Below are 23,202 nucleotides of genomic sequence, written 5' to 3' on the forward strand. Positions count from 1 at the left end.
AACATGATCGAAAAAATCGTTCGCCTCTCGCTACAGCAACGCCTATTGGTAGTGATTATTGCCATCGTGCTGCTAGTGGCAGGATTGTTAGCAACCAAGCGTTTATCAGTTGACGCATTTCCGGATGTGACCAACGTGCAGGTGCAGGTAGCTGCTGAGGCGCCAGGTAAATCACCGGAAGAGATCGAACGTTTTGTCACAATTCCGATTGAGCTGGGTATGACGGGATTGCCCGGTTTAACGGAGATGCGCTCATTAAATCGCAATGGTATTGCTGTGATCACGCTCGTCTTTACCGAAAAAACCGATATTTATTTTGCCCGCCAATTAGTGACTGAGCGCTTAATTGAAGTAGCCTCCAAAATGCCGGTGGGTATTACCCCTGTATTGGCGCCACCTTCTACTGGATTGGGCGAGGTCTATCAATACACCTTAGATCATCCATCTGATCGCCATCGTGAGTTAACAGTGGATGAACTCTCTGAGCGTCGCGCCGTGCAAGACTGGATTGTTAGACCCATGTTGCGCTCGATTCCGGGGGTTGCAGAAATTAATACTCAAGGTGGCTATGCCAGAGAGTACCAAGTCTTAGTCAATCCAGAGCGCTTAAGACACTATCAAATTAGTTTGCATGATGTGTATCAGGCTTTAGCCAGAAATAATGCCAACTCTGGCGGTGGGCAGATGCCTAGTTATGCTGAGCGCTATTTAATTCGAGGTCTAGGTTTAATTACTAAGCCTGAAGATATCGGCAAAATTATTTTGAAAGAAGTAAAGGGTATTCCGGTCTACGTAAAGAACGTGGCCGAGGTCACCATTGGTAGTGAGATTCGTCAGGGCGCTGCTATCAAAAATGGTTATACCGAAAGTGTTGCCGGTATTGTGCAGATGATTCGTGGAGGCAATGCCCGCGAAGTAGTCAATCGCATCAAACTGAAAGTTGCTGAGATCAACGAAGGCAAGTTATTGCCTGATGGCTTACAGATTGTGCCCTTCTACGACAGAACGGATCTCGTTAATGCAGCGATGTTTAACGTTGCCAAGGTCTTGATCGAGGGCGTGATCTTGGTGATTATTTTGCTCTTCTTATTTTTAGGGGACGTGCGATCCTCTTTAATTGTGGTGGCAACGCTCTTGCTAACACCACTGCTGACATTCTTGGTCATGAATCGCTATGGCATTTCAGCAAACCTGATGTCATTGGGGGGCTTGGCCATTGCGATTGGCATTATGGTCGATGGCTCAGTCGTAGTTGTCGAAAACACTTTTGCCAAATTGGGTGAGCGCTTAAAGTCAGGCGAATCAAAAAACCGGATTATTTTGGAAGCTGCAGCTGAAGTTGGTAAGCCAGTACTCTTTGGTGTGGGCATCATTATTTTGGTGTTTATGCCCTTGCTATCTTTAGAGGGTATGGAAGGCAAAATGTTTGCCCCTATGGCGATTACGATTGCCATTGCGCTAGCGATCTCCCTAATTTTGTCATTTACCTTATCTCCCGTACTTTGCTCATACATCTTGAAGGGTGGTAGCGAAGAAGATACCAAGATTGTGAAAAAACTGCGCACGCCATATGACCGTTGGCTGAACTGGAGCTTGAGCAATCCTAAATTGGTCGTTAAGCGCTCTTTAATCGCTTTGGGTCTGAGCTTAGTTGGATTTATGTTCCTAGGAAAATCATTTATTCCAGTCATGCAAGAGGGCTCGATTACGCCGGTGATTGTGCGCGCTCCGAATATTTCATTAGATGAGTCGATCAAGCTCGAGTTTGAAGCGATCAAACGCATTATGACTATTCCAGGCGTAGAGATGGCGGTATCGCGCTTGGGTAAGGGAGAATCTCCTGCCGATCCTGGTCAGCCCAATGAATCCGATCCAATTGTGACGCTCAAGCCTTTAGGCGATCGAGATCACACGCAAGAAGAGATTGCCCAGCAAATTCGTGACAAGTTAAAAACACTGCCAGGTATTGAGTTAGCAATTTCTCAACCGATTGCTGCGCGGGTTGATGAGATGGTCTCGGGAGTGCGCTCACAAGTGGCAGTGAAGATTTTTGGTGAAGATCTGGCTACCTTGCAAAAGCTGGGTTCACAAATCGGACAAATTCTCACCAAGATGAAAGGTAGTAACGATTTGCGCATAGAGCAAGCATCAGGTCAAAATTATCTCAATATCAAAATTGATCGAGATGCGATTGCAAGGTATGGCATAAACGTCTCTGATGTGAATGAGGTGATTGAGACGGCAATTGGTGGCAAACAGGCCAGCACAATTTATGAGGGCGAGCGGCGCTTTCCATTGGTGCTGCGCTACCCCAGCACCTATAGAAACAATATTGATGCTATCGAAAATATCATTTTGCATTCAGCAGATGGCGCGCAGGTTCTGCTACGAGATCTTGCTGAGATTACCTTAGTAGAAGGCCCAGCACAAATATCGCGTGAGTCTGGAAGGCGTCGCCTAGTAGTTGGCGTAAACGTTGAAGGCCGAGATCTTGGTGGCTTTGTCAAAGAGGCGCAAGAGCTTATTGCAAAAAATGTGGAGTTGCCACAAGGCTATAACTTGCAATGGGGTGGTCAGTTTGAAAACATGCAAAGAGCGATGGCGCGCTTGATGATCATTATTCCGCTAACGATTTTGGCCATCTTCTTCCTGCTCTTTATGTTGTTTAAGTCGCTACGGTTAGCTGCACTCATTATTTTGGTGCTGCCATTCGCTTCAATTGGTGGCGTATTTGGCCTATTCTTTGCGGGCGAGTATTTGTCGGTCCCGGCGGCAGTTGGGTTTATCAATCTGTGGGGTATTGCAGTCTTAAATGGAGTCGTGCTGATTTCGTTTATTAAGCAATTGCGTGAAGATGGCTACAGCATGGAAGAAGCGTTACTGCATGGCTGTGGACATCGCTTTAGGCCTGTGATGATGACTGCATCGGTTGCGATGCTGGCATTAGTGCCAATGTTATTTTCTGGTGGCCCTGGATCGGAGGTGACTCGTCCTTTGGCTGCAGTGGTGATTGCGGGCTTGATTACATCAACAGCGCTGACTTTATTGGTGCTACCAGTCTTGTATAGGTGGTTTGAGGAGAGGGAGGTGGAAGCATGATGGAAGTGAAGGCGGTTATTCGCCCCAATAAATTAGCTGCACTGAGAGCCGCGCTGCTAGATTCACCAGGCTTTCCTGGAATGACTGTTTCCAAAGTAGAGGGTTGTAGTGCGCCTTCTAAATCTGGAAAAGCCACCATTAAAGATGAGCTAACCGATTACTCGGCTAAGGTTCGTATTGAGATTGTTTGCAATGCTGAAATTGCCCCTGCCTTAATGGACAAAATTGTTTCGGTTTGCCAAACAGGGCAGATGGGTGATGGCGTTGTCTGGTGTACCCCGGTGCCAAAAGCATTTTTTATTGCTAAATCATCAACTTAAGCGGTCTGTAGGATGATTTGACGCATGTATTTGAAAGGCTTTTATTCAGTAAATAGATGAATTAACATCAATATAAATCTGCTTTATACGAATGATTTGAGTAGTAGTATCTACATAGAGTCATATTAGAAGTAAATAAGCAGCAACTGAGAAGCAACTGAGAAGTAACCTCAATAGGAGAAAAGAATGTTCATGGTTAAACGATTTTTAAAAAGTAGATCTTGGTTGCGAGTTGCGGCCGTCTCACTTTGCTCATTGGGTATCACCGTTACCGGTGCTCAAGCTGCTGATTTCCCTGGTGATCGTCCAATCACTTTGGTTGTGCCATTTGCAGCAGGCGGCCCAACTGATAAAGTAGCTCGCGAATTAGCGCTAGCCATGGGCAAGCAATTAAAAGGTCAAGTGATTGTTGATAACAGCCCTGGTGCCGGTGGAACGATTGGTGCTAAAAAAGTCATCAATTCTAAAAATGATGGCTATACCTTGTTGATTCACCACATTGGTATGTCTACTGCTCCAGCACTCTATAAGAATCTAGGTTTTGATCCCCTCAATGATTATGAGTACGTGGGTCAGGTGGCAGACGTACCAATGGTACTAGTGGGTAACAAAGATTTGCCTCCTAAAAACTTCCAAGAGCTGCTCCCTTATATGAAAGCCAATGTAAGCAAAATTTCTTATGCCAATGCAGGCGTTGGTTCAGCTAGTCACTTGTGTGGTTTGTTATTTATGAGCCGTATTCAATTAGATCTCACTACCGTGCCATACAAAGGTACAGCCCCAGCTTTAACGGATTTGATTGGCGGTCAGGTGCAATTAATGTGTGATCAAACAACCAATATTTCTGGTCAACTTGCTACTGGGTCTATTAAGCCTTATGGCACAACCACCATGCAACGCATAAAAGCGTTTGACAAGATTCCGACTCTGAATGAGCAGGGCTTAAAGAATTTTGAAGTAAAAGTATGGCATGGTGTCTACGCACCTAAAGGTACGCCTAAAGCAGAGATGGATAAATTATCTAAGGCATTGCAAGGCGCTATTCAAGATCCGCTTTATAAACAGCACATGGCTGAACTCGGCGTTGAAATCCCATCTCAAGCCAATGCTAGCCCAGAGGGGTTGAAAAAACATCTCAAGGCGCAAATTGATTTATGGTCACCCATCATCAAGGCTGCAGGTGTTTACGCAGACTAAGCGGGATTCAACAAACGACATCTATTAGTCTATAAGACTGAAAACAACGTAATAAAACCGCCTTCGGGCGGTTTTTCCTTATTTGAGTTAACCATATGGGTCTTTGATAAACTGATGCGACCCTATGACCTTATTTACAAATACTATGAAAACGTCATCAAAAACTATCTTTTTTCTTAGCTTAGGAATTTTTGCCGGTTTGGTTCAGGCGCAAACTACTAGCGAAGCTTCTCCCATTCCTAAGATTGCCGATAGTTGGCGTTATGAAGTAACTCCATACGTTTGGGGTCCTGGCATCAAGGGAACATTGAACTTTAACAATAGCCTGGCCAGGTCAGCCGATATGAATACGAGTAATGTTCTGAGCGCTCTGAAGTCTGGCGGAATGATTGCGGCTGAGGCTCATTACGGACACTGGGGGATCATGGGTGACCTGGTTTCTGCAACCTTGCAACACTCTGGCTCAGTTCCGGTTTACGGGGGGCAAGCCACTATTGCTGATAAGGTCACTTTGCAGCAGACTGTTTTGACAGGCGCGGCAACATATACATTAGTTAACAACATAGATGCTTACCTTGATGGATTGCTGGGCGTTCGAGCGATTGATATTACTGCTACATTGAACGGCAACTTGGACGGCACTAACATCTCTAAAACGATTTCTAGCAAAACTTCCACAGTAGACCCCATCATTGGTGCCAAAGGGCGCTATCGTATTGCAGACTCTAGTTGGTATCTTCCAGCTTATGCTGATATTGGTAGCGGGGGCGGTACTACTAATCTGACATGGCAGGTAGCTGCCGGCATTGGTAAAACTTTTAATCAATTAATTGATGCATCTTTGACTTATCGTGCACTTTACTACGATATGAAATCAAGCGCTGTGCTACAAAAGACCACAATGCAGGGCCCACAGCTCTCCGTGACATTGAAGTTCTAATTTTTTTACTTATCACCGATTGCCAATTATGATTTTGAAATACATCAGTGTCGCCTTAGCTTTTGCAACCTTATCTAGCATTACATATGCTCAAGACGTTCCAGCGCGTGCCGGTACTGTTGCTGTAGAGAATTCGGGCGCTTTAAAGCCTGCAAAAAAAGAAGTGGATAAGGAAGACATTGCAAAGAAATTAGCAAATCCGATTGCGAATATGATTTCTGTACCATTTCAATATGAATTTAGTCGTGGGGTAGGTTTAAATCAGGGTGGCTCAGAACAAACGCTATTATTTCAACCGGTTGCCCCATTTGACTTGGGTGGTGGCGATATCTTTATCGTGCGTCCGATTGTTGCTGGTGCGCGTGAGACTAGTATTGAATATGCGCCAGGCAAATCCTTCTCGGGGTACGGTATTGCAAGTGTGACACTCGAGTCCTTCTATGCCCCCAATACGAATTCATCATGGATCTGGGGTATTGGCCCTTATGCTCAATCGCCTTCAGGAAATAGTGGTAGGTTTGGCTCACAGCAAACTGGCGCTGGCGTAACTGCAGTGGTACTGAATCGTCAAGGACCATGGACTTATGGTCTATTGGGTTACCAGTCTTGGAATGTGGGTGGTAATCCAGCTTTTGGCACGCAGAACAACCTTTATGGTCAACCATTTGTTGCATACACCACCAAAGATGCTTGGACTTACACAGCCAACATGGAAGCGCAATACAACTACGATACGCATCGCACTACCAATCCGCTGTATGTTGGCGTTTCGAAGTTGGAAGTCTTTGATGGCGTACCTATTTCCTTTGGGGCGGGCCCAATCTATTACGTTAGCAATACGCCTGGCGGCCCTTCAGGATGGGGTGGTCGCGCTACGGTTACCTTAGTAGTGTTGAAATAATTCAATTTATATAAAAACGCTGGGGGATTGTATTGGAAAGTCCAAGAAGTCCCCTAGCTCTCGTCATGCTGGCCGATGGAAATTAAAGCCACCCATTACATGTTTAATCTAGAGGCATTTGCTTTAGGCTGCCTTATTTTGATCGCTTGCGTGTTGATACACGCATTATTTTTGTTATTCATCACCTACAGAAGTAAACGGGAGTTACTAGTAGCAGTTCATAAAGGTCAAATTGCATTCATTTATTTGTTGTTTGTAGCCTGCGTACTGGTATTGCTTATCTCCCACATGATTCAGATTTACCTATGGGGTGTGGCACTGTATTACTTTGATGTAATTCATCATTTTCATGCTGCCATGGTGTATGCGGGAAGTACCTATACAACCGTTGGCTTTGTTATTGACCCACTGCCACTTCAATGGCAATTGCTCTCCGTCATTATGGCAGTCTCAGGAATTTTTTCCTTTGCATGGAGTACGTCAATCATGTTTTCAATATCGCAACAACTATTTAAAACCCATCAATAAAAATCTATTTAACTAATTTAGTACATGGAGATGAAATGAATAAGAAATCTGTTCTCAATTTTGGCAAGCGTGCGCTATTTGCTTCAGTAGCACTTGCGCTACTGGGTAATGTCAACGCTACTGAATTTCTTGATCCACCAACAGTTGCTACACCAAAGAACATCACAGTCTTTGTGGCTAAAAAAGTGGTCACGATGGATCCCTCTAATCCCACTGCTACTGCAGTGGCTGTTTCTGATGGCAAGATTCTCTCAGTGGGCTCTTTAGATGACTTAAAGCCATGGACTGATAAATATCCAACGCAAATTAATCGTCAATTTGCAGATAAAGTCATTTATCCAGGATTTGTAGATCCACATGAGCACCCTTTGCTAGGCGGCCTAACGTCTACTAGCTATCCATTGACTTACTTCCCACTTCCAAGCCCTTGGGGTAAACCTTTTCCGGGGGTGAAGACTTTGCAAGATGCAATGGCAAAACTGAAAGAATATTCAGTCGGAATTGCTGATCCAAATGAGCCACTATTGGCTTGGGGGTGGGATCTTGTAGGTTTGAAGCAGACTCCGAATGCCGAACTCTTGGATCAAATTTCTAGTACAAGACCTATCTTTGTGTGGGATGCTTCTGAGCACAATATGTTTATGAACTCAGTTGCTCTCAAGAAATACATTAATGTAGAAACCGCAAAAAAAGTTTTTGGTGTGGGCGTGAATTCGAATGGATCTTTGAATGGACAATTTATGGGCGTAGTAGCTCTTGCCTATGCTGTTCAAGCCACTGGTAAGGATTTGTTTAGCAAAGAGAAAATTGCTAAAGCTTTAATCTTCTCCAATGATTTAGCACAGCAAGCCGGCATTACTACTACTTCTGAATTGACTCTTGGTGCTTTTGATCTTGATCTTGAGGTGGAATTACTACAAAAATTTACAAGCTCTGATGTAACTTCCCTGCGCGTTGAAGGGATCGCATACTATCCATCTGTCTCTGCTAAGTATGGCGATCAATCGATTGCAAAAGTGAAAGAATTGGAAAAGCTAAACACTGATCGACTTTATTTTAAAGGTATTAAATGGATTAATGATGATGCCTTTTTGGCAAACACCATGAAAATGGGCAATCCCGGATATACCGATGGTCATCAAGGCTCTATCTTTTATGCAAGCTCTGAAGCATTTGCGAAAGAGATGAAGCCGTGGTGGGATGCAGGTTTCCAGATTCACGTTCATTCCAACGGTAATGAGAGTAATGTTCAAGTCTTAAACGCTTTACAAATGCTTCAAGATGAAAAGCCTCGCTTTGATCACCGCTTCACTGTAGAGCATCTTGGGATGCCAACCACAGCGGGGATTCGTAAATTAAAAGCCTTGGGCGCTGTAGCCAGCGTAAACCCTTCCTATTTTTATGTGCGAGCAGGCCTATCAGTTGATGGACTGGGTGCCGATCGAGAGTCATATGCAACGAGAGTAGGTGCTTTGATGCGTGAGGGAGTTACCGTTGCCTTGCATTCAGATACCCCGGTAACGCCGCCAGCTCCGCTGACTCAAGTTTGGTCAGTAGTAAATCGTCAGGGTTTGTATACCGGCAATAAAAAATGGGCCCCTGCCGAGGCGGTTTCGGCAGAGCAGGCTATGAAGATGATCACGATTGATGCTGCTTATGTGATTGGGTTAGATAGCAAGGTAGGCTCGATTGAGCCAGGTAAGTATGCCGACTTTACTGTGCTAGCAGCAGATCCCGTGACTGTGCCAAAAGAGAAAATTAAGGATGTCCCGGTAATTGGTACTGTTTTGGGTGGGAGATATATCCCAGTTTCTGAAACCAAGCAGCCAAGACCATTTTGAGTTGATATTAAGAAATAGTTGATTGCTCAAACCCTCATAGGGATCATGGGGGGTTTAGCTTATTGCTTTCATGTCTGTAAAAATATCTTTCACTAACCCTATGGGCCTATAAATGAAAACGCTTTATCAATACCTTGTACCATTCCTTTTATTAATCTCCGCTCAAGCCATTGCAAACAATGCAACGGTGTATTTCAATGGCGATATTCTGACGATGGAAGGGTCTGAGCCGAAATACGTCGAGGCTGTTGTGGTGAAAGATGGCAAGATTGCTTTTACTGGCAATATGCAAGATGCCATGAATCAAGCTGGCAATAATCCATCGCTCCAAGATTTAAAAGGGAAGACCTTATTGCCCAGCTTCATAGACGCGTGGGGCCACTTTACTTTAATTGCTCAAAATACCTTGAGCGTTAATCTTGGCTATTTTTCAAGTAAGCCTCCCCATACCACTCAAGAGTTAATCGCTCGGCTTAAGGCTGAGGCAAAGCCATTAAACGGTTGGGTTGTTGGCTCAGAGTATGCCGATGCTTTTCTTACCGATGGCCCACTGACCATTGAGCAGCTAGATAAAGCATTTCCGAACCAGCCAGTGTTTGTCAATAATATTTCTACCATCACAGGCATTGTTAATACTGCAGGACTGAAAAAACTTGGGTTTACCAAAGCCACTAAAGTGTCGCAGGGGATGCTTCCAGTAGATCCAAAAACTGGCAAATTAACGGGAGTATTGATAGGCGATCCCAATTTTGAAGCAACCGCAAAGGTATTTGGTAAATTTTCTGCCGACTTAACGCTTCAAACTTATCGTAATGCCGAGAAGATTTATCTCTCCAATGGGTTTACTACTGCGCAAAGTTATCAAACTACCGCTCAAGATATCCAGAACATGCGTCAAGCATCTGTTAATAAGAAAGTGAACATCGATCTGATTGCTTTGCCGACTTACGATGTAGTCGATAAGCTATTGGCCGCCAATCCTCAGTATCCATTTGGTGTCTACACCGATGTCAAAGGGGGATTTAAAGTTGCCGGAATGATGGTTCCTACAGATGGCGCGCCACAATTGCGCTTGGCGTATTTCAGTAAGCCTTATGCCGACACCACTGGATTACCAAAGGACTGGCGCGGCATCGATGCAGCGCCACAAGACTTGGTAGATCGTTATGCAAAATTGGCCTACGAGAAAAATATTCAGTATTTTGCTTACTCTAATGGCGATGCCGGTATTGATATAACGCTTTCTGCAATTGCAAAGGCTATTCGCGAAACCGGCATTAGCGATGATCGCAGGACTACTATTTCGCATTCGTTTTTTGTACGCAATGATCAATTAGATCAATATAAGAGCAATAAAATCATTGCCCAATTTATGCCTAACCATATTTGGATGTATGGCGATGTCTATAAAAAGATCTTAGGGGATGAGCGGGCTAATAATATGGTGCCGTTAGCTTGGGCCAAAGCAAAAGGGCTTCAAGTTGGCATTCATAATGACAACCCATCTTCGGGGCCGAGCGCCTTATTTACGATGTGGACAGCAGTCAATCGTCAAATTTATGACGGCCAAACCTTAGGTGCAGATCAACGAACTGATCCCTATTCAGCTTTGCGCGGCTTTACTGTCGTGCCAGCCTATATGTATCGGGAGGAAGCATACAAGGGCAGCATTACCCCTGGCAAGCTTGCTGATCTAGTGGTGCTAGATCGCAACCCTTTGAAAGTTGATCCAATGACTATTAAGGATATTCAGGTACTTGAAACAATCAAGAATGGGAAGCAGTTGTATGTTCGCCAGTAATTCATAGTTCATAACTTTGAATACTGAGCACCCAACTCTGAACCCTCAACCCTAACCCTCAACCCCTCAGTCTTTAAGTTAAATTAATCTATCAGTATTGTGTAATGAAGCATCCAGTTAGTTAGGAAGAATATGAAAAAAGTCACTACAGCTTTAGCTTTTAGTATTTGTTTGGGTAGCGCCTCTGTATCTGTCCTCGCAGATCCACCAGTAGCACCTTTTTATGAGTCTGTGATCAAAATGACTCCCAATGGAAAATTGGGTCAAGTCATCAAAAAAGAGCAAGTTAAGACTTCTATTCAAGGAGCTCAAGCATGGCGGATTGCCTATATTTCCTCGGATGTTAATGATAAGAAAACCATTGCAACGGGTTTGATAGTAGCACCGACTGGTCCAGGGCCAAAAGAGGGCAGACCAATCATGTCATGGGGGCATGGCACAACCGGGACAGCTCAAAATTGCGGCCCTTCACAAGTATTAAATCCAGCAGAGCCACTCAATGAGTATTACCTAGTTGGTGGAAATTCTTGGACTGATTACGGCATTCCGAGTTTGCAAGAGTTTATTAATGAAGGTTATGTGGTTACCGCAACAGATTACCAAGGCTTAGGTGGCGGTGGTCGTCATCAATATGTTGTTGCAGCAACCAATGGCATGGATATGATTAATGCAGCAAGAGCAGCTGCCTCTCTGAAAGAGCTAAATGCCGGTAAAAAAACTATCGTATATGGATGGTCTCAGGGTGGTGGCGCTGTCATCGCGGCAACGAGCTTGCCACAGTATCTGGCTAGGCAGGGCACAGCTGCAGATAATTTACAGTTAATCGGTGGGGTCGCTCTAGCGCCACAAGATGTTGCTATCGTGATGCCTGGAGCAACGGCAAATGAAGCCATCGCTCAAAAATCTTTAACAAATACCTTGGGCATGTTTACCGATAATGTCTTTAATTTCACCCACATGGCAATGGGTATGTGGGGTACTCAAGCAGCTAATCCGCAGCTAAAGATGAGCGATTTATTTACCGATGATGGTGTCAAGGTATTAAATGAAGTATTTAGCAATAAGTGCATGCATGCTGGCGCTGATACCTTAAATTTCAATTACGGTGCTAACTACAAATCTTTATTAAAAGATCAGCCAGATAATTCTTTGGAGTGGACAAAGGCGATGATCAAGGCCAGCGTGAACCCAGTTCCCCCTGTGGCACCTGTCGTGATTTATTGGGGCACAAAAGACACTACCAACCCGCCAGTGATGGGTAAGTTATATCAAGAGCAGATGTGTAAATTAGGTGGTAATGTGAATCGGGTGCAGTTACCTGGAGAGCAATCGCACTTCACAACACCAGGTTCATCTAAGCCTTTTTATATTCAGTGGATCAAAGATCGTTTGGCTGGTAAGCCTGCTGAAAATAATTGCGCAATTGCGGCCACATTAGGTAGTTAGATAACGAGATTAATTTAAGAAAAATTAATGAGTTCATTATCAATGGAGCTTGCATGACTCAATCTTCTCGTCGCAACTTTTTAAAAACTACATCTGCTGGTGTAGTTGGATTTGCTGGCTTGGCTGATTTGGAAGCGAAGGCCTCATCTGCCCCTTCAAAAGAAATCATTGCGCAAGTAAAGGCTTTAGAAGCACGTAAAGACTTAGCTTCAACAGCAGATTGGAATGATCATTTGGCGTATCCAATTCCCTACAAAAATCCTGATGCCCAAGGTAAAGAGCGGGGCTTAGCCCTTGGTGGTGGCGGCATGCCTTTGATTGCTTGGTATGCAGGGTATTTCACAGCATTAAAAAAGCAGGGCATTGATTTAAGTAGTGCTGATGTCATGGTTGGCACTTCAGCGGGCGCGGTCATGGCGGCAATGCTAAAAGCAGGTCATTTATGGCGCCTAGCTGACGAGATTGATTTTTTTGCAGACTTTCCGACCTTGCTTGGCAAGATGATGCCTGCTGTTGAACTTAACCCATCACAAAAAAGAGCGATTCATTTAGATGTAACTGCTAAAGATGCTTTCCCCCAAACTATTCAAGGGATAGGTCGAGCAGCGATGGCATCTTTAAATTTGGATGGAGTTTCCAAGTATTACGAAGTCACTAAAAAGTTGCTGACCTCTAGTGAATGGGCGCAGGGTGTATTTATAACGGCAAACGATTGCTATACAGGAGAGCGAATCGTTGTCTCAAAGGCAAATAATCTCCCCATTAATGTTGCATGCGCCGCTAGCTCCTCGCTTCCTGGTCAATTGGGCCCAACCTTTTTAAAAGATCGACTCTGTATGGATGGGGGAATATGTCAAACCAGCACGCACAGTGATGTCATTGCTGGTGTGAAGCGAGCCATCGTGATTTCCTTGGGTGATGGCACGATTAATGAGCAACGACAAGGCCTGCGCACCTCAACGATGCCCAATACCGTGAATCAAGAAGTCAAAGATCTAGAGGCGGGTGGCACCAAAACAAAACACATTGTGGTGGGCTTGCCACCTGGCATTTCTAAAGTTGAAAATCTAGTTGACCCCAAATGGATAGCGCCGTTTCTAAAATACGGCAACGATAGAGGTATCGCTGATGCTCAGATGATGAAGGCATTCTGGATCTAATTGGAGTTTACATCTTAGTCTCTATTTGATTCACCATGAATTTCAGAAGGCTTCTACACAACCTTAGGTCAGTATTTTCATTTAGGATAAGACGATTTTATATACTGCAAAACTATCAAGGATGTTTTAAGATAAGCTTAAATTACCTGAGGAAGAAAATGAATTATTGCTTTTTTGGTGTTCGAGGTCTTATAGGATTAACCTTTGCTGTACTCGTATCCTTACTCAGTCTTAGTAGCCCCGCTCAAGCCCAATTTAAACCTGATGTTAAATATGCTCTGGTTAATGATATCAAGTTAGCGTATTACACTCGTGGCCAGGGTGAGCCATTAATGATGATTAATGGATTTATTTCTAGCATGTCATTGTGGGATCCAGCCTTACTCGAAGCCCTTTCAAAGAACAACACATTAATCCTATTTGATAATCGTGGCGTTGGTCTTTCCTCGGATACCAAACAAAACAACACAACGATTCCTCAAATGGCTGATGATGCCGCTGGTCTGGCAAAAGCACTGGGGTATAAAAAAGTAAATATCCTTGGATGGTCAATGGGCGCTCGCATTGGACAACAGCTATTAATTCGTCATCCCGAGCTAGTGAGTAAGGCAATTCTTTGCGCTGCCAACCCCGGGGGTATTTATCAGATTCCAGCATCAAAAGATGTTGAGGCTAAATTAAACGATCCAAATGTCCCCGAGATGGATAAAGTTACGCTCGTTTTTACAAATAACGATGCCGGTAAAAAAGCTGCTCAGGAAGTTTTAGGTCGTTTAAAGACGGCTGTTGCAGCAGGCACTGTTCCAAATGACTTTGCGGTTTCTAAAGAAACAACTATTCGTCAGGATAGGGCGCGAACTACTCTGTGGAAGAGCAATCTAGATAATTACAAAGAGCTAAAAAATATCAAGGTGCCAGTGCTCCTCGCGGACGGTATGTACGACGTTGTGGATATGCCAAAGAATTCACAAATCATTGCAAATCAAATTCCATTTTCTTGGCTGGCATATTTTGATGGCGGTCATGCATTCCTATTTCAACAGTACAAACGTTTTGCAGATACCGTTAATGCATTTTTAATGTAATTTGATTTCTCCAAAAACAGGTCACCCGCGAAGGATTTGATTGTGTTGGTTTGCTGGTAATTATTTTTATGGCTTATCTAGAGATGCTAGCAGTGCAGCTAGTAGTGCATGAGTTTTTGCTTAAGTTAAATGAGGCATAAATAAATCAATATATCTAACTCATGCAATGGCGATGGCTATTTATCGAGGTGATCAAGTTGGTCTTCAGAAATATCTACTTTAGGATTGAGGCTTAGCTGATAGGTTAAGTAATATTTATAGACATTTCGTACATAGTCTAAAGGCTCGATTCCGAATAACTCTGCGGCAACTATTTCTACATTTAAAAACCACTGATTAGGATCAAAGCCGCGTATTTGAGCTTCTTTCCTTGCTTTGTTAATGTTTGCAGGACCCATGTTGTAGGATGCAATGGCAAACAATGCTAAATTATTTTTATTGAAATCTTCTTTTTTATAGTACTGCGTGGCAAGTTGGCTAAGATATTTTGCCCCAGCATGAATGTTTGGATCTAAATTATGTATATCACCAACATTCATTGCCTCTCCAGTAGCTGTCATTAATTGCATGACGCCAATAGCTCCGGTAGGACTGATTAGGCTTTGATTTAGCATTGTTTCTTGAAAGCCGAATGATGCCAAAAAAAGGGGGTTCAAGCCGTATTGTTGACCATACTTTTCAAAGATTGGCCGCATGGCAATAAAGCGACTCCACGCCTCTTTTGCTTTAGGGTCTTTTAGCGCATTTTTTCTTGAGCTAAAGTCATTTTTGCCAAACTGTATCAGTGCCTCATCATTAAAAGCGCTTCTTGAAAAATCCAGAATATCACTTTGCAATGTTTTATCTGCGCTGCGTATTGCCCAACCAATATTGCCCTTAATATCAAATTCGATGTTTGGACTAATTCTTGCGTCAGGAATGTACGGCTTCCAAAGTTCTGTGCGCCATTTAACGGCAAGCACATATTCAATCAATCCATCATTTACCATTTGCAGCATCTCTTCGTCATCAAGCGCCAAACGATCCTGATAGATAATGACCGGGGGTAGGCCTTTATGAGCGAGTTCTGCGTTAAGCTGCTTAAGTGCTGCACTGCGAGTTTGCCTACCAAGACAGACCACTTTTCCTGATAGGTCCTCGGCTGAGTTAATCGGCCGTGCATGCGAGGAGGAAACCAGTACTTGCTTTTGATGCTCTGCGTGTTGAAGCGAAATGTACTTATCTGACTTTAGTTTTCTAGAATAGCCCCCTAAATAACCCATGGCGATATCTGCCTCGCCTGAATCTAATGGGTCAATCAACTTGCCTTCTGGCATGGGAACTAGTTCAACACTTATAGGTCTTTGGTACTTATTTGATAGCCATTTACCAAAGTATTGTGCAATTGGGACTGATAGGCCTGTAGATTTATTTTTAGAGTTAAGGTAGATGGTGGGGTCATAAGGAACCGCCATCCGAATCTTTCCAGCATTAAGGGCTTGCTGATAGCTTAAGTATCTTTGTGGGTTTGCATTATTTGATTCTTTTGCGTTGGCAGATAGGCATAAGAATGCAGTAAGTAATAAAAATAGTGACTTTAGGCGAATATCTCTATTAGTAGAAAAGTGGGTTGAAAAAGGAAAAAATAGAGAAATATTCATTGCCGAGCTTTATTGAAAATTTATTTAATGCTTTTAAATATGTCTTAAAGCAGATTATATAAAACGATGGGGCTAGCAACTATCTATTTACGCGCCAAAGAAAAAGCCTCTGAATTTTTCTAATGGCCCGACTATTTGCGAGATAAAAAGGCCGCCATCAAAGATGGCCGTGAAGAAGGTCTACAAACACGTACAAAAAGTGTTTCATAAGGCGTAAAAAATTGTCGAGTATATAAACGTGTGTTTGCTTGAGCTTGCCGCTTAGTAACTTGGACTTGGAAAAATCTGTTGCGAAATAAATTTGCCATTCTGATCAACCTTAACTAAGACCATGTCACCCACATTGACGACTTTGCCTGTGAAGGCTTCAATATTGACATGATGCGTTACTAAAATCAGCGGTTTATTAGGGTTGTCACGAAGTTGACTGCTAATCAATTTTTCTAATTCTTGGGTTCGCCGCTTTGCAAGATTCATGTCATCAAAAAAAGAGCCTAGTGCATCTGACTTGATAACAGGACCCTTATTTAAGAGCCTTGCAGTATCTAAGCATCTACACCAAGGGCTGCTAATCACTTTTGCAGACTGTATGCCTTGATTGCTGAGCCATTCACCGATTAATGCCGCCTGTTTTTTTCCTTTATCACCCAGATTTCTTTGGCTTGAGCAGTCATGAAGTTGGTAGCCTGCAGGATCCCCGAAACCAGGGGCATCTGCATGGCGCATGAGCAAAACATGCTGGCCATCATGAAGCTCACTTTTTAGGCTTGCCTTCGCAGGGAGGGTAAGCAGGGTGCATAAAAGGCCTACCAGTAAAGGGGTAATTAGATTGAGATATTTCATGTTTTGAGCCTTGCTAAGAGCTTCAGTGTATTCAAAATGCACAAATTTTGCAGACATTTGCTATCTCATTAAGGCTTATGCAAAGACTCTTTGATTGTGTCAAACTTGACGTGCAATCACCCCTCAACTTCATGGCCTCATCTGCAAAGGAGCCCAATATGAACCTTAATAAAAAACGATTAATCATTTCACTTTCTGCAGTCGGCTCACTCTTATTAGTAGCCTGTCAATCGATGGAGCAGGGTACTGGTCAAAAGGCAAGTGCGACATTGGATTCTAGGTCTGGATCGCAGGCTAAAGGTGAGGTTACCTTTGTTTGGCAAGGCCATGACGTTCTGGTAAGTGGAAAGTTTTCAGGTTTAAAGCCTAATGCAGAGCAAGGCTTTCATGTGCATGAAAAAGGGGATTGTTCTGCGCCAGATGCAACGAGTGCTGGCGGACACTTTAATCCCGACACTAAGATGCATGGCATGCCTAACAGCGGTATGAATCATGCTGGTGATATGCCGAACATCAAATCGGATGCAAATGGGAATGCGGTTTACTCAGCAAAGTTACATGGATTTGCTGTCAATAGTGGTGCCAATGGCATTGTGGGTCGTTCGGTTGTAGTACATCGCGACCCAGACGACTACAAATCACAGCCAGCGGGAAACTCTGGTCCTCGGATCGCTTGTGGCTTGATTAAGTAAGCAAGCAAGTATTTAACTAACTAAATTATGAAGCAATCAACTACATAGTAAGTAATTCACTAACTCACTCAGTTGCATTGGGTTTAAAAGCTTAAATGAGGCGTCTTTTTGCTTTGATCTCATTAGTCTTGGCAATAGCCCCCTTGGGGGCTATTGCCAAGACTAATATCTACCAGTGCGAGGTAGTCAGTGATCTTTACATTAAACAAGATGGCTCTCTAGATCTAATGCAGAGCAGCCCGCGCATTGGTCAGAGATTTACAGTGATTAAAAAGACCGGTGAGATTATTGGCGATGTGATGGATTCATTAAATAAGCCAAGAGTCATCGTCTCGGGAGTTGATAAAAATTCATATAAGCTACTCTGGCAGCAAAAATCTTCTGCAAGCAATGGCGTCTACATTGACTATTTGAGTATCGATGGCTCGATCAGTGGCAGCAAAAAACCATTTGGATTTTTCTCTGGAAGCTTGCTTATGTCAGGATGGTGTGAGTAGACCAATCTAGCCACAAGTCTTGAGCATCCTTAATTGGGCTTTAGATAGGGTTCACTTGACGATGAGAAGTTGCCTCATGAGTTCAAGTGCTTGATCGGCAGTCTTGACGGGCTTTCCCTCGCCAGATTTGCCGATTACAAAAGATTTATCTTTGCGAATATAGACATGGACAAAGGTTTCGTTCTTATTAGCCCCGATCACCACTTGTAGCACTGGTTCAGCGCTAGCCCGATCATAAGATTCAGTAAAACTGGTGTAATCAAGTTCATCAGGGCGATCTTTGGCAATTTCCCGAATGAGTTGAGTAATACCTTCTATGAGTTTGCAGTACTGCCCATGAAAGCTAGGATCAGATTGTCTGAGCTCTTCAATTGCGATGGCGTGAAGTGCGCTATTGGCCATGATTATTTCAAGATTTCCAGATGAACAAATGCATCTAACTCTTCAAGTGAGCCTCTGCCATCAATGGCAGCAAGAGTGAGCGCTTCTTGTTTAAAGTCTTCAAGACTAGGGTGGGTGCCATCGCCACCTAAGTTGACAATGTAAGTCCAGAGCACACGCTCTGGTTGATGCTTACGGTAGACGTCAACAATCCGTTTCATTTACACTCTCCATTTAATCAATATACGCCTGCGAGCTGTAAATGGCATTCATTTTTAATAGTGCAGTGCGACATTGATTTTGAGTTGAGTTGCACGCTATTTTTAGCTTTCTTGGCTATTAAGCTCATCCTATGAGCCTCACCTTCCGTAATCTGACCTTCAGTACATAACCGCCTGTATTTGTCATTTCTGCAAATTTAGGCAAATACAGGAGGAAGTCATGATTAACGGAAAAGCCCTAGAAGTCGTTTTAAATACCCGTAAACAAGTATTGGCTAGTAATTCAGGCGAAAGCTTGGCTGTCTTGCTACGCCTACGTGCCCCACTGCAGGAGGCAGATGCATTGGCACGCAGAGCTCAAATTGCAGTCTCTCTAGTGATTGATCGCTCAGGCTCCATGAATGGCGGCAAGCTAGATGAAGCAAAACGATGTGCTCTAGATTTGTTATCTCGCCTTAAGGATGGCGATTGGGTCTCTGTCGTGATTTATGACGATCAGGTAGAAGTCTTGCTTGAGACTATGTCAGTTCGAATGGCCAAAACACTATTGCCTCTCCGCTTGGACGAGATACAACCACGCAATATGACCAATTTGCATGGTGGTTGGCTTAAAGGTGCTGAAACTCTTGCCCCAAGAGCAGGGCGCGGGATGGTGAGCCGAGTGATCTTATTATCTGACGGCCAAGCCAATCGAGGTTTGCTAGAAAGAGAATCGATCTACCAACAGGTTAGAGATTTGGCTAGCGCTGGAGTCACCACAACCACAGTAGGCATTGGTTTTGATTTCAATGAAGAGCTCATGACAGGTATTGCTACTGCTGGTCAAGGTAATAGCTGGTATGGCCAACGCGCAGAAGACCTTGCTGAATCATTTGATGCTGAACTTGGCTTCTTAACAAACCTGGTTTGGCAAGATGTACGGGTGCAACTCGACTCACCACTATTGCCTCGTATGGGACAGATCAAAGTTCGCAATGACTATGTTCAAAATACTGTAGGACAGTATTGTTTACCTGCGATTGCTCAAGGCTCAGAAGTATGGATGGCGATATCGCTATCGATGTCTGAAGTCATTCATTTGCAAGATAACGGCTCTCCACTACGTTGTGTCATTTTTGTAAGAGACCAAGACGGCATTGAGCATGAGTTCACTGTCAGTTTGCCTCAAATGCGAGTGGTATCTCTAGTGGATTACCAGATGGCGCAAGAAGATGAGTTAGTAGCAAGGCGCTTTAATGAAGTAGAGGCCGCAGATATTCAGAGAGAAGCCCGCTTGTTTGTAAGGGATCGTAATTGGTCTGCAGTAGAACGCTTGATGGCTAAGCTTGAAGAGCGTGCGCGTGAGAACCCATGGCTAGCAGAAACAGTTAGCTACTTACGTAAGTTGCTAGAGAGACGTGATCACGAAGCAATGGAAAAAGAGCTGATGTATTCCTCAGATAAGCTAAAGAATCGCATTGCTGAATTAGATGATGTGATGATGTTCTGCGCGGATGCTGAAGCAGTCAAACCGGCGTTCTTACGCAAGAAGGCAGTGCAAGGTCGCAATACAGACTCACAAAAGTAAAAATTGATGTGAAGTAGATCAATAAAAATAAACAATATCAACCAATGGCTGTAGGAAGAGGTAATACTTTCCTACAGCTTTTTCATCTTTTATCTCTATTTATTTCTCGCTGAAGTGACTACGCTGAACCTTTCTATATAGAGGAGGGTTTCTTATGCAAGTATCTGTTGAGTGCACTCATAAAACATTGCGTCTCTTTAAGATTCAATTAGACGTAAGAACCGTCATGGTCTTACTCATTATTTGGTTCATTTGGGGAATTTTGAGCTTTTTAAAGATACTCTAGATAGTCATACCCCTAGCTTCTAACGGCAATTTAAAAATAAAATAGTCGTATGCCTGAAAGCCTTCAAACTTTGCGCTCAACTAAACCACCTAAGGTCAAAAAGACCTTGGATGATTTATTGGGAGAAGGGCAAGTCAAAACAGGTAAAGCAGTGTTAGATGAAAAAGCCAAAAAAGCAAAAGAAGAGGAACTCTTTTTAGCAGCCGCGCAAGAAGAATTACGTATGCGTCAATTTGCAACGAAAAGACGCGCTAGGTAAATCATGTCAAAGCCATCAAATCGAACGCCCAATCAAACGCCCAATCGAACCCTCAAATGGTTGATCGTATTTGCCGTATTAGCGCTGGCTCTATTTGTTTTGGTTGATCAGGGTATTTGCAATCGCTGGGTGTATCACGACTATGCTACCGGAATCGATCGGAAAATGGAGTGTTTCTGGAAGTAAATCAGCAATAAGGGTTGGTGTGCATTGCCCCAGATTCAGGGTAGTATTTGGCTTGAACCCATTAATTTTTTGATTGCAGTGAATTCCCGCCATGTCTGATTTGTCTTACTTTAATAACCCCGACTTTGCAGAAGGTTTGCGTTGTCAAAACCTGGGTCTATACCCCCAGGCATTTGATCTCTTTTTTACGATTGAGAGTGCAGGGTATGAGCGCACCTTTCGCAAATGCTGTGAGATGGCTTGGAGCAATCAATTACAAGAGCGTCAATTAGATCGACTCTTTTATGAGCTCGATTTAGAGGTCAAGCGTAAAAATGGCGTAGCTATTTATAACTATGGCTTAGTCATGGAATTTAAGCGCAATATTGCCAAGGCAACAGAGTTACTGAATCTAGCCGATCAGCTCAAAGTGCCAGAAGCACGCGATGCATTGATGCGTCTCTTATTACTGCCAAAAAAATAAGCTGGCTGTGCAGTTGTGGGGCAGAGGAGTTGTAGATTGTGCAGGGGAAGGGTGGATGAGCCAAACCCCCGGCACTGGCAGAAATTGGGTTTGGCTGCTTCGTTCCCGACCTGACCAGGTTATCCAACCCACCATGCGGGGAGGCCCATCCAGTTCCCATTTTAGCTTGTTAGAATGTAGAACATGACAGCACTGGCATTAGCCCGTTCGTGGCGCCCCAAAACATTTACTGAACTCATTGGTCAAGACCATGTGGTTAAAGCTTTAACCCACGCACTCGATCAAGGTCGTTTGCACCATGCTTGGTTGTTTACCGGTACTCGTGGAGTCGGTAAGACCACGATTTCTCGAATCATGGCAAAAGCGCTCAATTGCACTGGTACCGATGGTTCCGGAAAGATGACTTCAGAGCCTTGCGGTAAATGCCCAGCTTGTATGGAAATTGATGCTGGTCGCTTTGTTGACTATATTGAGATGGACGCCGCTAGTAATCGTGGTGTAGATGACATCGCATCTCTATTAGAAAAAGCAGCCTACGCACCAAGTAGTGGTCGCTATAAGGTTTACATGATTGACGAGGTGCACATGCTCACCAATCATGCCTTTAATGCCATGCTCAAGACTCTAGAAGAGCCGCCAGAGCACGTTAAATTTATTCTTGCGACAACTGATCCGCAAAAAATACCAGTCACGATTTTGTCTCGTTGCTTGCAGTTCAATCTTAAACAAATGCCAGTACCGCTGATTGTTGAGCATTTAGAAAAAGTACTGGCCGCAGAAAAAGTCGATTACGAAGTGAATGCCTTGCGTGTTCTTGCAAAAGCGGCGCAAGGCTCCATGCGCGATGCGCTCTCACTAACCGATCAAGCAATTGCCTATGCTGCCGGTAAAGTTACCGAAGAATCTGTGCGAGGCATGCTTGGTACTCTCGATGATGCATATTTGATTCGCATTCTGGATTGCTTAATAGCTAAAGACGGTGCAAGTCTTCTAGCGGTTGCCAATGAAATGGGTGAGCGCAGTATGTCTTTCTCATTGGCCTTGCAAGATTTATCAAGTTTGTTACAAAAGATTGCAGCAGCACAAGTAGTGCCAGAGTCTGTATTAGATGATTGGCCAGAAGCGCCAGAGATTCGTCGCTTGGCAGGCCAACTCACTAAAGAAGAAGCGCAGCTCTTTTATCAAATCACGATTACCAGCCGCCCAGACTTATCGCTCGCACCGGATGAACAAACCGGCTTTGCCATGACTTTGCTGCGCATGTTGGCGTTTCGTCCAGGTAGCAGTTCGGGTAGCCCAGCACCATCAGCGCCGCCAGTAAACACTGCGCGACCAGCGGCAACGTCAGCAGCACCAAAGTCAGCGGTGCCAGCAAATCGCGTTGCTCCTTCGACTCCTGCAGCACCAGTGCCTAAGGCTTCCACTCCAGCACCAACTGCACCGGCAAATACTGGTCCAGTAGATCGTCCTGATTGGCATGGCTTAATGCGTCAATTACCTGTACGCGGTTTAGTGCAACAGTTGGCATTTCAGACAGAGTTACAAGATTGGAATGATTCGCCCAATGGCATCAAGGCAGTCATTGTCACGCCGATGCCCCAGCTTGCTTCAGATTCATCGATTGCTCGCTTAGCTGATGCACTCACTGCCCACTTTGGCAAGACTGTCAAAGTCATCATTGAAAAAGGTGAAGTAGAGGGTAAGACTGTAGCCAAGGTAGATGCGCAGATACACCAAGAGAAAAGATTAAATGCAGAACAACTGATTGCTGCTGATCCATTTATTCAGCAATTAGAAAAAGAGTTTGGCGCCAAAGTAGTTGGTGGCTCAGTAAAGCCACTATGAGACC

23 protein-coding genes and 1 other RNA gene are annotated in these 23,202 nt (G+C 43.9%); 19 read left to right on the forward strand and 5 right to left on the reverse strand.

The genetic code is table 11. The features are described 5' to 3' along the window. Window positions 1–3 precede the first annotated feature (3 nt). The 11 genes from NHB34_RS03500 to NHB34_RS03550 all read left to right on the forward strand — a co-directional run bounded on the left by NHB34_RS03500 (window position 4) and on the right by NHB34_RS03550 (window position 14,318). Window positions 4–3,099, forward strand: coding sequence for a CusA/CzcA family heavy metal efflux RND transporter (locus NHB34_RS03500; RefSeq protein ID WP_353428259.1), 3,096 nt, complete (start codon window positions 4–6; stop codon window positions 3,097–3,099). Further along, on the forward strand, window positions 3,096–3,419 hold the full coding sequence (locus tag NHB34_RS03505) for a P-II family nitrogen regulator (RefSeq protein WP_353428260.1): 324 nt from the start codon (window positions 3,096–3,098) through the stop codon (window positions 3,417–3,419). The genes NHB34_RS03500 and NHB34_RS03505 overlap by 4 nt, the downstream gene beginning before the upstream one ends. 186 nt (window positions 3,420–3,605) lie before the next feature. Further along, window positions 3,606–4,616 carry a tripartite tricarboxylate transporter substrate-binding protein gene (locus tag NHB34_RS03510; protein ID WP_353428261.1) on the forward strand — a complete coding sequence of 337 codons (1,011 nt, stop codon included), beginning with the start codon at window positions 3,606–3,608 and terminating at the stop codon, window positions 4,614–4,616. 145 nt (window positions 4,617–4,761) lie between these two features. Further along, window positions 4,762–5,556 carry a hypothetical protein gene (locus NHB34_RS03515; protein ID WP_353428262.1) on the forward strand — a complete coding sequence of 265 codons (795 nt, stop codon included), beginning with the start codon at window positions 4,762–4,764 and terminating at the stop codon, window positions 5,554–5,556. A 28-nt stretch (window positions 5,557–5,584) separates the two neighbouring features. Continuing rightward, window positions 5,585–6,457 (forward strand): hypothetical protein, encoded by an 873-nt coding sequence (locus NHB34_RS03520; RefSeq protein ID WP_353428263.1) that lies wholly within the window; start codon window positions 5,585–5,587, stop codon window positions 6,455–6,457. A gap of 99 nt (window positions 6,458–6,556) precedes the next feature. Further along, window positions 6,557–6,985 (forward strand): hypothetical protein, encoded by a 429-nt coding sequence (locus NHB34_RS03525; RefSeq protein WP_353428264.1) that lies wholly within the window; start codon window positions 6,557–6,559, stop codon window positions 6,983–6,985. A gap of 35 nt (window positions 6,986–7,020) precedes the next feature. After that, window positions 7,021–8,826: an amidohydrolase gene (locus NHB34_RS03530; protein WP_353428265.1), complete on the forward strand. Its 1,806-nt coding sequence runs from the start codon at window positions 7,021–7,023 to the stop codon at window positions 8,824–8,826. A gap of 112 nt (window positions 8,827–8,938) precedes the next feature. Then, window positions 8,939–10,627: an amidohydrolase gene (locus NHB34_RS03535; protein WP_353428266.1), complete on the forward strand. Its 1,689-nt coding sequence runs from the start codon at window positions 8,939–8,941 to the stop codon at window positions 10,625–10,627. Window positions 10,628–10,759: 132 nt separating this feature from the next. Next, window positions 10,760–12,073, forward strand: a complete 1,314-nt coding sequence (locus NHB34_RS03540) for an alpha/beta fold hydrolase (protein WP_353428267.1) — start codon at window positions 10,760–10,762, stop codon at window positions 12,071–12,073. A gap of 53 nt (window positions 12,074–12,126) precedes the next feature. Then, entirely contained in the window at window positions 12,127–13,233 is a 1,107-nt protein-coding gene (locus NHB34_RS03545) for a patatin-like phospholipase family protein (RefSeq protein ID WP_353428268.1), read from the forward strand. Window positions 13,234–13,391: 158 nt separating this feature from the next. Beyond that, a complete protein-coding gene (locus tag NHB34_RS03550) occupies window positions 13,392–14,318 on the forward strand; it encodes an alpha/beta hydrolase (RefSeq protein WP_353428269.1) in 927 nt (308 codons plus the stop codon). A gap of 176 nt (window positions 14,319–14,494) precedes the next feature. On the opposite strand, the gene NHB34_RS03555 is transcribed toward NHB34_RS03550, so the two are convergent. Together NHB34_RS03555 and NHB34_RS03560 are read right to left on the reverse strand one after the other, a co-directional pair. Continuing rightward, window positions 14,495–15,958, reverse strand: coding sequence for a transglycosylase SLT domain-containing protein (locus NHB34_RS03555; RefSeq protein WP_353428270.1), 1,464 nt, complete (start codon window positions 15,956–15,958; stop codon window positions 14,495–14,497). A gap of 261 nt (window positions 15,959–16,219) precedes the next feature. Then, window positions 16,220–16,858 carry a histidine phosphatase family protein gene (locus NHB34_RS03560; protein WP_353428271.1) on the reverse strand — a complete coding sequence of 213 codons (639 nt, stop codon included), beginning with the start codon at window positions 16,856–16,858 and terminating at the stop codon, window positions 16,220–16,222. Between the two features lie 101 nt (window positions 16,859–16,959). On the opposite strand from NHB34_RS03560, the gene NHB34_RS03565 reads away from it, so the two are divergent. Next, window positions 16,960–17,493, forward strand: a complete 534-nt coding sequence (locus NHB34_RS03565) for a superoxide dismutase family protein (protein WP_353428272.1) — start codon at window positions 16,960–16,962, stop codon at window positions 17,491–17,493. 95 nt (window positions 17,494–17,588) lie between these two features. Beyond that, window positions 17,589–17,990: a hypothetical protein gene (locus NHB34_RS03570; RefSeq protein ID WP_353428273.1), complete on the forward strand. Its 402-nt coding sequence runs from the start codon at window positions 17,589–17,591 to the stop codon at window positions 17,988–17,990. A 51-nt stretch (window positions 17,991–18,041) separates the two neighbouring features. Here NHB34_RS03570 and NHB34_RS03575 read toward each other — a convergent pair whose 3' ends face one another. Next, entirely contained in the window at window positions 18,042–18,392 is a 351-nt protein-coding gene (locus tag NHB34_RS03575) for a hypothetical protein (protein ID WP_353428274.1), read from the reverse strand. A gap of 2 nt (window positions 18,393–18,394) precedes the next feature. Then, entirely contained in the window at window positions 18,395–18,592 is a 198-nt protein-coding gene (locus NHB34_RS03580) for a hypothetical protein (RefSeq protein ID WP_353428275.1), read from the reverse strand. Between the two features lie 220 nt (window positions 18,593–18,812). Here NHB34_RS03580 and NHB34_RS03585 point away from each other — a divergent pair, with 220 nt between their 5' ends. The 5 genes from NHB34_RS03585 (at window position 18,813) to NHB34_RS03605 (ending at window position 21,353) form a co-directional block, all read left to right on the forward strand. Then, window positions 18,813–20,159, forward strand: a complete 1,347-nt coding sequence (locus NHB34_RS03585) for a VWA domain-containing protein (RefSeq protein WP_353428276.1) — start codon at window positions 18,813–18,815, stop codon at window positions 20,157–20,159. 154 nt (window positions 20,160–20,313) lie between these two features. Beyond that, window positions 20,314–20,445 carry a hypothetical protein gene (locus NHB34_RS03590; RefSeq protein ID WP_353428277.1) on the forward strand — a complete coding sequence of 44 codons (132 nt, stop codon included), beginning with the start codon at window positions 20,314–20,316 and terminating at the stop codon, window positions 20,443–20,445. 49 nt (window positions 20,446–20,494) lie between these two features. Then, entirely contained in the window at window positions 20,495–20,704 is a 210-nt protein-coding gene (locus NHB34_RS03595; RefSeq protein ID WP_353428278.1) for a hypothetical protein, read from the forward strand. A gap of 3 nt (window positions 20,705–20,707) precedes the next feature. After that, the gene (locus tag NHB34_RS03600) at window positions 20,708–20,890 is read left to right on the forward strand and encodes a hypothetical protein (protein WP_353428279.1); all 183 of its coding nucleotides are present in this window, start codon (window positions 20,708–20,710) and stop codon (window positions 20,888–20,890) included. 91 nt (window positions 20,891–20,981) lie between these two features. Next, window positions 20,982–21,353 (forward strand): hypothetical protein, encoded by a 372-nt coding sequence (locus NHB34_RS03605; protein WP_353428280.1) that lies wholly within the window; start codon window positions 20,982–20,984, stop codon window positions 21,351–21,353. 51 nt (window positions 21,354–21,404) lie between these two features. Here the strand turns inward: NHB34_RS03605 and ffs are convergent. Next, window positions 21,405–21,503: signal recognition particle sRNA small type (ffs, locus tag NHB34_RS03610), an RNA gene on the reverse strand. A gap of 33 nt (window positions 21,504–21,536) precedes the next feature. Between ffs and dnaX the strand changes: the two genes are divergently transcribed. Next, on the forward strand, window positions 21,537–23,198 hold the full coding sequence (gene dnaX, locus NHB34_RS03615; protein WP_353428281.1) for a DNA polymerase III subunit gamma/tau: 1,662 nt from the start codon (window positions 21,537–21,539) through the stop codon (window positions 23,196–23,198). Window positions 23,199–23,202: the final 4 nt, after the last annotated feature.

Origin of the sequence: Polynucleobacter sp. MWH-UH19D (genome assembly GCF_040409795.1) — a bacterium.
Taxonomy (GTDB): Bacteria; Pseudomonadota; Gammaproteobacteria; order Burkholderiales; family Burkholderiaceae; genus Polynucleobacter.